This window comes from Corynebacterium striatum ATCC 6940 (genome assembly GCF_000159135.1).
GTDB classification, from domain to species: Bacteria; Actinomycetota; Actinomycetes; order Mycobacteriales; family Mycobacteriaceae; genus Corynebacterium; species Corynebacterium striatum.
The window spans coordinates 61661-71467 of sequence record NZ_GG667527.1; the positions used below are offsets into that span (position 1 = coordinate 61661).

The 9807-nt window shown below is 57.8% G+C and carries 10 protein-coding genes and 5 tRNA genes; 8 read left to right on the forward strand and 7 right to left on the reverse strand.

Going from position 1 to position 9807, the window contains the following annotated elements:
* Nucleotides 1-4: 4 nt before the first annotated feature.
* Nucleotides 5-1015 (reverse strand): cytochrome d ubiquinol oxidase subunit II, encoded by a 1011-nt coding sequence (gene cydB, locus HMPREF0308_RS10350; protein WP_005531386.1) that lies wholly within the window; start codon nt 1013-1015, stop codon nt 5-7.
* A gap of 2 nt (nt 1016-1017) precedes the next feature.
* Nucleotides 1018-2559 carry a cytochrome ubiquinol oxidase subunit I gene (locus HMPREF0308_RS10355; RefSeq protein WP_080548657.1) on the reverse strand — a complete coding sequence of 514 codons (1542 nt, stop codon included), beginning with the start codon at nt 2557-2559 and terminating at the stop codon, nt 1018-1020.
* A gap of 353 nt (nt 2560-2912) precedes the next feature.
* On the opposite strand from HMPREF0308_RS10355, the gene HMPREF0308_RS10360 reads away from it, so the two are divergent.
* Nucleotides 2913-2985 (forward strand) — tRNA-Lys (locus tag HMPREF0308_RS10360).
* Between the two features lie 195 nt (nt 2986-3180).
* Here HMPREF0308_RS10360 and HMPREF0308_RS14235 read toward each other — a convergent pair.
* From HMPREF0308_RS14235 to HMPREF0308_RS10370, 3 genes are read right to left on the reverse strand one after another with little or no spacing between them, the layout of a single operon-like run.
* Nucleotides 3181-3504, reverse strand: coding sequence for a lipocalin family protein (locus tag HMPREF0308_RS14235; RefSeq protein ID WP_005531388.1), 324 nt, complete (start codon nt 3502-3504; stop codon nt 3181-3183).
* Between the two features lie 32 nt (nt 3505-3536).
* Nucleotides 3537-3755, reverse strand: coding sequence for a hypothetical protein (locus HMPREF0308_RS14240; RefSeq protein WP_005531389.1), 219 nt, complete (start codon nt 3753-3755; stop codon nt 3537-3539).
* Between the two features lie 42 nt (nt 3756-3797).
* On the reverse strand, nt 3798-4130 hold the full coding sequence (locus HMPREF0308_RS10370) for a metal-sensitive transcriptional regulator (protein ID WP_005531390.1): 333 nt from the start codon (nt 4128-4130) through the stop codon (nt 3798-3800).
* 94 nt (nt 4131-4224) lie between these two features.
* Between HMPREF0308_RS10370 and HMPREF0308_RS10375 the strand changes: the two genes are divergently transcribed.
* From HMPREF0308_RS10375 to HMPREF0308_RS10395, 5 genes are all read left to right on the forward strand, one after another.
* Nucleotides 4225-4297, forward strand: a tRNA-Glu gene (locus HMPREF0308_RS10375).
* Nucleotides 4298-4347: 50 nt separating this feature from the next.
* Nucleotides 4348-4424 (forward strand) — tRNA-Asp (locus tag HMPREF0308_RS10380).
* A gap of 657 nt (nt 4425-5081) precedes the next feature.
* Nucleotides 5082-5155 (forward strand) — tRNA-Asp (locus HMPREF0308_RS10385).
* A 21-nt stretch (nt 5156-5176) separates the two neighbouring features.
* Nucleotides 5177-5249: transfer RNA gene (locus HMPREF0308_RS10390), tRNA-Phe, on the forward strand.
* A gap of 55 nt (nt 5250-5304) precedes the next feature.
* Nucleotides 5305-5595, forward strand: a complete 291-nt coding sequence (locus HMPREF0308_RS10395; RefSeq protein WP_005531391.1) for a GNAT family N-acetyltransferase — start codon at nt 5305-5307, stop codon at nt 5593-5595.
* A gap of 70 nt (nt 5596-5665) precedes the next feature.
* Here the strand turns inward: HMPREF0308_RS10395 and epsC are convergent, their stop codons facing one another.
* Both epsC and cysK read right to left on the reverse strand, forming a co-directional pair.
* Nucleotides 5666-6229, reverse strand: a complete 564-nt coding sequence (epsC, locus tag HMPREF0308_RS10400) for a serine O-acetyltransferase EpsC (protein WP_100087528.1) — start codon at nt 6227-6229, stop codon at nt 5666-5668.
* 57 nt (nt 6230-6286) lie between these two features.
* The gene (gene cysK, locus HMPREF0308_RS10405; RefSeq protein WP_005531393.1) at nt 6287-7231 is read right to left on the reverse strand and encodes a cysteine synthase A; all 945 of its coding nucleotides are present in this window, start codon (nt 7229-7231) and stop codon (nt 6287-6289) included.
* Nucleotides 7232-7486: 255 nt separating this feature from the next.
* On the opposite strand from cysK, the gene ramA reads away from it, so the two are divergent.
* Nucleotides 7487-8326, forward strand: a complete 840-nt coding sequence (gene ramA, locus HMPREF0308_RS10410) for an acetate metabolism transcriptional regulator RamA (RefSeq protein ID WP_034657468.1) — start codon at nt 7487-7489, stop codon at nt 8324-8326.
* A 76-nt stretch (nt 8327-8402) separates the two neighbouring features.
* A complete protein-coding gene (murA, locus tag HMPREF0308_RS10415) occupies nt 8403-9671 on the forward strand; it encodes a UDP-N-acetylglucosamine 1-carboxyvinyltransferase (protein WP_005531396.1) in 1269 nt (422 codons plus the stop codon).
* Nucleotides 9672-9807: the final 136 nt, after the last annotated feature.

Sequence of the window (9807 nt, forward strand, 5' to 3'; positions counted from 1 at the left end):
CGCCTTAAGCGTCGACGCCGATGCGCGCGCGGAACTGCCAGTAGGTCCAGCCTTGGCCGATGAGGACGGCTGGCGCGAGCACCACCGCAGCCCACGTCATGATCTTCAGGGTGTACGGGCTCGCGGACGCAGTGTAAATATCCAGGCCTGCCACGTCCGTGACGGAAGGCAGGACGTTGGGGAAGAGCGCTCCGAAGAGCGCCAATCCCACCGCGATGATCGCCGCGGCGGTGCCGAAGAACGCCGTACGATCACGACCGCTCCACAGGCCCGCGAAGGCGGCGACGAGCGCGAGCGCGACGGCCGCAAGGGCAATCCAGGTCCAGGATTTGCCGAAGTTTAGCTGCATCCACACGAGGTAGATCGCACCGACCGCAAGTGTGGCGATGGCCAGCCAGCCCCGCGCGATGGCGTGGACTTGCGTGCGAACCGGTGCGTGGGTCTTGAGCCCCAAGAAGAGAGCGCCATGGAAGGCGAAGAGCAGCAGAAAGGCCGCGCCGCCCAGCAGGCCGCGCGGGTTAAGCAGCCCCAGGAAACCATCTATCACCGAGTCGACATGACCGGGGGACGAGAAAGCAACGCCCGCCACGATGTTGGTCATGGCTACGCCCCACAGTAGAGCGGGGAGATAGGAGCCGAGCGCGATGCCGATATCGCAACGTTTGCGCCAAGCGAGGGTGTCGACCTTAACGCGCCACTCAAGGCTGACGCCGCGGATAATGAGTGCAGTAACGATGAGTAACAGCGGCAAATAAAAGCCCGAGAAGAGCGTCGCGTACCACTCCGGGAAGGCCGCGAAGATGGAGGCACCAGCGACGATGAGCCAGACCTCGTTGCCGTCCCAGACAGGACCGATGGCGCGCACCGCGGCGGTACGGCGCGCATCGCTGTCCGCGGCGGATTCCCCGCGCAAGAAAGGCAAGAGCATGCCCACGCCGAAGTCGAATCCTTCAAGCACGAAGTAGCCCGTGAAGAAGAAGGCGATGATGATAAACCACACGGTGTTGAGATCCATGACTACTTCCCCTTCTTGTTCGTGGCACCGGCTGCAGCCGCGCCCGCAGCAGAATCGCTAAAGCTCAGAGGCTGTAGCTCAGTATCTTCACCCGGCCCATAAAGAGCCGCAGCCAGGTCTTTTTCATCCCCGTCGCGCAGGCCCGGCTGATTGAGCCCCATCACTGCGTAGCGGCGCATGAGCCAGAACCAGATGACGGCCAAGATGCCGTAGAGCAACGTGAAGACAATGAGACTCGTCCACACCACCCACTCCGGGTGATCGGAGGCGCCAAAGTCCACGATGAGGTGAATCTTTTCTGCTGAACCGGCGGCTTCCGGATTGGGAGCGACGATCCATGGCTGGCGGCCCATCTCGGTGAAGATCCAGCCCGAGAAGTTCGACAGCCACGGTGCGGGCAGCGCCAGTAGTGCCGCGCTGGACATCCACTTCGCCTGCGGCACGCGGTGGCTCCGCGTGGTCCACAGTGCGACGAGAGCCAAGATGACCGGCACCGCGAGGAAGCCGATCATGAGGCGGAAGGACCAGTACGTCACGAAGAGATTGGGAGTGTAATTGCCTGGCCCGTAGAGCGCTTCATACGTTTGCTGCAACTCGTTGACGCCGCGCAGCTCGACGCCGCTGAAGGTTCCCTTCGCCAGGAAAGACAGAACGTAGGGCACGTCGAGCATATGCACGGCGGTCTCACAGTTGTTCATCGAGGAAAACGACAAGATGGAAAATGCTGGGTCCATTTCGGTCTCGCACAGTGCTTCGGCGGAGGCCATCTTCATCGGCTGTTGGACGAACATGAGCTTGCCAAGGAAGTCACCCGTGAGCGCAACGGCTGCCGTACCGACCAGGATGACCCAGGAACCGAAGCGGGTGAGGCTGCGCCAGATTCCTGCTGCGTGCCCATGGGCATCGCCTGCGCGGGTCTCGCGCAGCATCCACCATCCGGCAACGCCGGCAACAAGCGTGCCGCCCAGGATCCAACCGCCGGCGACCGCATGTGGGAAGGCCTGTAGCGCGGTGGGGTTGGTAAGCAGTGCCCAGAAATCCGTGAGTGTTGCACGGCCCTTGACTTCGTCAAAAGCAGCGCCCACGGGGTGCTGCATGAAAGAGTTGGCGACGATGATGAAGTATGCGGAGACATTCACCGCGATAGCGACCGTCCAGATGGCGGCGAGGTGAGCCCATTTGGGCACGCGGTCCCAACCGAAGATCCACACGCCCAGGAAGACGGATTCGAAGAAGAAGGCCGCGAGTCCCTCGAATGCGAGCGGGGCGCCGAAAACATCGCCCACGAAGCGGGAGTATTCGGACCAGTTCATGCCGAATTGGAATTCCTGCACAATGCCGGTGACTACGCCCATGGCGAAGTTGATGAGGAAGAGATTTCCGAAGAACTTCGTGGCCCGGAACCATTCAGGGTTGCCGGTGCGGTGCCACACAGTCTGCATGATGGCCACCATCGGCCCTAGCCCCAGGGTCAGCGGCACAAAAATGTAGTGGTAGACAGTCGTAATGCCGAACTGCCACCTCGAGATATCAACGAGATCCAAAACGCACCCGTCCTTTAATTCCGAATGCGCGCCCCGCATTTTGTGCGGACGTGCGCATTAGTATCAACCCGTGGTGAAAATCCGCGGTTATTTAATATAGTCGCTCCGGAAGTGCGGATAGTTCCGGGCCATGAGCAAAAGCACATTATCGGCGACGTGTTTGCGTCACGCTGGTGTGTAACCCGGAGAAAATACCCACGTTCCGATTGGCTTCTTCTAGAACGAGACGGCCTTGAGATTGAAGCCGTTTGTGCCATTTTTTACGGCAATACTTCCGGCTGTATGTAGCGGGGCCGAAAACATGGGGGCGAATTTCAATCCAACGCGTGCTGCCGGTACACTAACTATCCATTGGGCCTTTAGCTCAGTTGGTAGAGCTACGGACTTTTAATCCGCAGGTCCCGGGTTCGAGCCCCGGAGGGCCCACAAAACGGCGTTTCCCCTAGAAGACTTACTTTCTAGGGGAAACGCCGTTTTCTAGCTCTGGCGAAGTTATCGAGCTAGCGAGAGGGTTTCTGACGCTTTGGTTCTAATGCGCACTAAATCGTGCAAAGAGGGCGAACGTCGTCTTGCCCGCCGTCGACCGGCGTGGTCAGGAAGGCACAGTCCCACCAACCGCGGTTAGTCACGATGAACTTTACGGTGGCCCATTGCTCTGGCGTTAGGTAGGGGGGTGCGGGAGAGAACGAAACCCGAAAGACGATCTGGGTCTCCGATAATGGTGAGGGAGTAGTCCTCGGCGAGGTACGTGACTCGGTAGTTGACCGGTCCGTTTTCGTTCTGGAAGGGAATTCCGGAGAAGTTTACGCGCAACGAAGCGTCACTACGCACACTTGCCGTGCCGTGGATTCCGGATCGCCCGCCCAGGTAGGTTCGGCAGGAATTGTCCACGGAATCGTGCGGGCGTCGATGACCGAATACTTCGCAACAGAGTTGGAGCCGCACTGTAGCTGCGCTGGTTGCGGCAGGGCAGCTACTTAGTACCAGGTTCCTTGAAACTTGTTTAGATTAACCTGACCGCCGAATTCCGGCAGAGGATTAGCGCTGCCGGGAAGGTTCTCTGCGGTGAACTGAGAGGAACCGCCGCCCAACCTGCCGCCGTCAAAAATATCTTGGGCCGAAGCTGGAGGGGCGTTGGCAAACGAGCTAAGCATGGCCAAAACGAGAACAGAAATTTTAAACGCATCGTTGCCCATCGAGGGCTCTCCTAGAGATGGAAAGAGTGGGTGTAGAACTGTCTAGTTCTTTACCAACTTGCGGATAGCCGTCATGGCCTCTTCTAGCTTCTCCTTGGCCAGTTCACCGTCTTCGGCGGCGGCACCGGCTACGCAGTGCTCAATATGGTCTTCGAGTAAGGCCAAAGAGGCATTTTCCAGCGCGGAGGTCACCGCGGAAATCTGCGTGATGATGTCGATGCAGTATTTGTCTTCTTCGATCATGCGGTGGATGCCGCGCGTTTGACCCTCGATGCGCTTTAAACGCGCCAAATACTTCGCTTTGTTTTTGCTATCTGCGTTATATCCGTGCACGTGAGGCTCATGGCAGGCGCAGGTATGTTGCTGGTCAGACATGGTTTTCTGCGTTCATCTAGGGGTTCCTTTCAGGGCGATTTTGTATCGTTCGACATCTCCAGTATATTTTTAAAACGTTGCTTCAAGGCAACGGGCCCCCATCGTCTAGCGGCCTAGGACACCGCCCTTTCACGGCGGCGGCACGGGTTCGAATCCCGTTGGGGGTACGAAGCTCTTTCGCTTCATACCGGTCTTTTTTAAGGCCACAATTCAATATGGCCCTGTGGCGCAGTTGGTTAGCGCGCCGCCCTGTCACGGCGGAGGTCGCGGGTTCAAGTCCCGTCAGGGTCGCCATATTGCAAGCCGGTTCCAGGATTGGGGCCGGCTTTTGTCATGTCCAAGTCCCATTCCGGTGGCGCAATTGTGTTCTGTGTCATGCGCTCTTTGCTTAGATCTTTAGTCGGTATCTGCGTGCAGTGTGTGCCTGAGATAATCGGTGAACAAGATAGGTATGGCAGTGGAGCACGACTAGGCCTGCTAGACGCGGTGGCTGCGCTGGTGCTTGCGCTGACTGGGGTTGCTACCTGGCCGACGCGTGCGGAGGGTGCTGGCGCGACGTCGGAAAGCGCGGCGTTAATTTTGGATGCATCGAGCTCGATGACATAGCCAGGGTCAAAGTCGACCTTCGAGCCAATGGGTTTCGATAGGCCGCAAGTCGCGACCAACGCCGCACGGTCAAACGAGACTCAACGCGAGACCTATGGCGAGGATCGTCCTAACTGACAATTTGAGCATCTCTGTTCGACGATCTGGAGCCTTCGTTGGCAACTGTGCAGGTTTCTTTTTCTTGGCCGAGCGCTGGTCGCGTTAGCCCCGCCGTGGAAGCAAAGCAGCGCCAAATAGCCCTAAAGAATTGTCCTGAAATTGCTGTTAAGGTGCGGATTTGTCTAGCTTTAAGAATGTTGTGTAGAGTAATTATTCGTGCCAGAGAGCACAGCAACAATAGAATATGGCCCTGTGGCGCAGTTGGTTAGCGCGCCGCCCTGTCACGGCGGAGGTCGCGGGTTCAAGTCCCGTCAGGGTCGCCGAAGTCCTCAGTGGCTTCTGGCCAGATAGCTCAGTCGGTAGAGCACACGCCTGAAAAGTGTGGGGTCGCCAGTTCGATCCTGGCTCTGGCCACAAATCAACCCCCTTCTTCAGAAGGGGGTTCTTTTGGTTTTGCAGAAATGGTTTAATGGGCCACATGACTACTTCTGTTGCACACCAAACTGACACCTCCCGCTTCGTAATTACCGTCGATGGGGAAGAGGCCGGCTTCGCGGAGTACGCCGACACCGCAGAAACCCGCGATTTCCACCACACCGTGGTCCACAAGGGCTTCCAAGGCCAGGGCCTGTCCAAACCACTCATCAAGGCCGCCCTGGAGGATGAATCAACCGCCGGCAAGCGTGTCATCGCCAGCTGCTCTGCCGTCGCGGGCTTCATCGAGAAGAACCCGGAATACCAGCACTTGCTCGAGAACTAAAACCTAAAAGTGGACCCCACGTTCGTCTGGGGCCCACTTTGCCGCGCTTGGCGACGTCGCAAAGCAACAGCTAGATGTAGTAGTCTGGGTCGACCAGTTTGATGCACTCGTCCTTCTTGCGCGGCCTATTTGTGGCCGGAATGCCGATGGCAATGTGCTGTGCCGGCACGTCCTTGGTGACGACCGCGTTTGCACCGATAGCGGAGCCCTCACCGATGGTGATAGGGCCCAGCACCTTGGCACCAGCACCGATAGTGACGTTGTCCTCAACGGTGGGGTGGCGCTTGGTCTGAGTAAGAACCTGACCACCCAGGGTGACGCCGTGATAAATCATGACGCCGTCTCCGATTTCGGCGGTCTCACCAATCACGATGCCCATGCCGTGGTCAATGAAGAAACGGCGGCCAATGGTGGCTCCAGGGTGAATCTCAATGCCGGTGAAGAAGCGGTTAATCTGCGCCAGAATTCGTGCAGGGCCACGCCATCCGCGCTTCCACATCCAGTGACAGATCCGGTGAACCCAAATCGCGTGCAAGCCTGAGTAGACAATGGCATTTTCTGCATCACCACGGGCAGCTGGATCATGATCACGGGCGTTCGCCAAATCCTCGCGGATCATCTTCAGGATGTTCATGTGGTTCATACTACTGTCATAGAAAAAGCACCCACCAAGAAGACGGGTGCTTTAAATTCAGAAAGCTTTTGCTTCGCGGATGTCCTCGAAGAGGACGGTGGAGACGTAGCGCTCACCGAAGTCCGGCAGGACGACCACGATGGTCTTGCCCTTGAACTCTGGGCGTGCAGCCAGCTTCAAAGCAGCGGAGACGTTCGCGCCAGCGGAGATGCCAACGAGCAGACCCTCGTCGGTTGCCAGCTTGCGGGAGGTTGCGATTGCCTCCTCGTTGGTGGCGGTCAGGACCTCGTCGAGAAGCTCGCGGTCGAGAACCTCAGGGACGAAGTTAGCGCCGATGCCCTGGATCTTGTGCGGACCTGCGTGACCCTCGGAAAGAACAGGGGAGTCAGAAGGCTCGACTGCAGCCAGGTGCAGGTCCGGGTTCTGGGACTTCAGGTAACGGCTCACACCGGTAACGGTGCCGCCGGTGCCCACGCCTGCGACGAAGGCATCAACCTTGCCCTCTGCGTCCTTCCAGATCTCCGGACCGGTGGTTGCCTCGTGGATCTTCGGGTTTGCCTCGTTGGCGAACTGGGAAGCGAGGATGGCGTTGTCGGTGTTGGCGATAATCTCGTTTGCCTTGTCGACTGCGCCCTTCATGCCGGCAGCACCTGGGGTGAGGACAATCTCTGCACCGTAAGCGCGCAGCAGAACCTTGCGCTCGTTGGACATGGTCTCCGGCATAGTGAGGATGACCTTGTAACCCAAGGTGGCGCCAGCGAAGGCAAGTGCAATACCGGTGTTGCCGGAGGTTGCCTCAACGATGGTGCCGCCTGGCTTCAGCTCGCCGGATTCAACGGCGGCGTCGATAATGGCCTTGCCAATACGGTCCTTAACGGAGTTAGCAGGGTTAAAGGACTCAACCTTAACGAGAATCTCGGCGTCGAGGCCCTCGGTGAGGCGGTTGAGGCGTACCAGCGGAGTGTTACCGATGGTTTCCAGAATGTTGTTGTAAACAGCCATTTTGTGGACTCCTTTGGAAATTTGTTCTTGCGTACCCCAGTCACTGTACACCACGCCACTAGACCAAGTGGTATATAAATTCTGTACCGATCATTCGGGCACCGTTTGTTGGATTCCGATCAATGTTTAATGGTAAGGCGATTTATTATTACCCCCGTTCGCCGGTTATACTGCGGTGAAGGTGTTCTTTTACCCCCGAATTGTGTGGTGGGTATGGGTGCACCTACTGGTTACCCCCAACTAGGAGAGATTCTCATGGAGCCGCATCGCCTCAAAGATGATGACGAAGCCGTACGCGCCGCCCTGTCTTCCCTGAAGACCGCAACCGGCATTCCCGTCACGATGTATGGAACCCTACTTCCTGATAACCGCCTGCAAATCACTCAGTGGGTTGGGCTTCGCACTCCCGCTTTGCAAAACCTCATTATCGATGCCGGTGTAGGCGTCGGTGGTCGCGTTGTTAGCACGCGGCGCGCGGTTGGTGTCTCGGACTACTCTCGCGCGACGACCATCTCGCACGAAAATGACCGTCACATCCAGGACGAGGGCCTGCACTCCATTGTTGCTGTTCCCGTTACTGTACATCGCGAAATCCGTGGAGTGCTTTACGTGGGTGTCCACTCGCCGGTGCGCCTGGGTGACAAAGTCATCGAAGAGGTGACCATGACTGCCCGCTGCCTGGAGCAAGATTTGGCAGTTAACTCCGCTATGCGTCGCGCCGACGGCGGCAAGAGTGGCGCAGCGCGCGGCCATGTCATGAACGGTGCGGAGTGGGAGCAGGTTCGCTCCACGCACTCCAAACTGCGCATGTTGGCTAATCGGGTTGAGGATGAAGACCTGCGCAAGGAGCTTGAAGCTCTGTGCGACCAGATGGTTTCCCCGGTGCGGGTCAAGCAGTCCACCAAGCTTTCTGCTCGCGAACTCGACGTCTTGTCCTGTGTCGCGCTCGGTCATACCAATGTGGAGGCCGCAGAAGAAATGGGCATTGGTGCCGAGACCGTTAAGTCTTACTTACGCTCTGTGATGCGTAAATTGGGCGCACACACTCGCTACGAAGCGGTCAATGCTGCCCGTCGAATTGGCGCTTTGCCCTGATAGATTCAACTTTTTAGACCGGATGCCCCTGAAGCTCGCAGAAGTTTTTCAGGGGCATCCGGTAGTTTAGGGAGATGTGAAAGACCAATTTATTGTCTCCGGCGGTGCTCGACTCGAAGGCACGGTTGTGGTTGATGGCGCCAAGAACAGCGTCCTCAAGCTCATGGCCGCAGCCCTTCTCGCAGAGGGCACTACGACGCTGACCAACTGTCCGCAAATCCTCGATGTGCCCCTGATGTGCAAAGTTCTTGAAGGTCTCGGCTGTGAAGTGGAAATTGACGGCTCCGTCGTTTCCATCACGGTCCCAAAGAAACCGCAGTCTAATGCTGATTTTGATGCAGTCCGGCAGTTTCGCGCTTCAGTTTGCGTGCTCGGCCCACTGACTGCTCGGTGTGGTCATGCCAAGGTAGCGCTGCCTGGCGGAGACGCTATTGGTTCGCGACCACTCGACATGCACCAATCGGGTCTGGAAAAGATGGGTGCCCGCACACGCATTGAACATGGTGCTGTGGTTGCGGAAGCTGATGGACTTCATGGTGCAAGCATCAAGCTCGACTTCCCTTCGGTGGGTGCTACGGAAAATATCCTTACCGCCGCAGTTTTGGCAGACGGAGAGACCGTTCTTCACAACGCAGCGCGCGAACCCGAGATCGTCGACCTGTGCACGATGCTCAAGGAAATGGGTGCAAATATCGAGGGGGAGGGAAGCTCTACCATCACGATTCGGGGTGTGGAGAAGCTGCATCCAACCGAGCATAAGGTCATCGGAGATCGCATCGTTGCGGGCACGTGGGCCTATGCGGCGGTTATGACGCAAGGCGACATTACGGTCGGTGGAATCGCTCCGCGCCATCTTCACCTGCCGCTGGAGAAGCTGAAGTCCGCCGGCGCGGAAATCGAGGCTTATGACAACGGTTTCCGTGTCTGCATGCGCAAGCGCCCAGTAGCGGTGGACTATCAGACTCTGCCTTACCCGGGATTTCCTACTGACTTGCAGCCGATGGCCATCGGTCTTTCTGCGATTGCGGATGGTACCACCATCATCACCGAGAACGTCTTCGAGTCCCGCTTCCGCTTCGTGGACGAGATGCTGCGCCTTGGCGCCGATGCACAGGTGGACGGTCACCACGTGGTCATCCGTGGCCAGGAAAGGCTGTCGTCCACGCATGTGTGGAGTTCCGATATTCGGGCGGGCGCCGGTTTGGTTCTATCCGCACTGTGCGCGGATGAGGTGACTACGGTGCATGACGTCTTTCATATTGACCGCGGGTATCCCAATTTTGTGGAGAACCTGACGCGTCTAGGGGCTACCATCGAGCGCACCCAAGAGCCGGAGCTTTATTAAACGCTTGACGACGTCTCTTTCACTCCCCAGCATGCACGCCAAAAGGCGTTGTGTGCTGGGGATTTGTGTTGGTTGGATGTGGTGTGTAACTTTATGTGAGTCAGCGCGACCGACAGCGCCCCACAGTCACATAGTG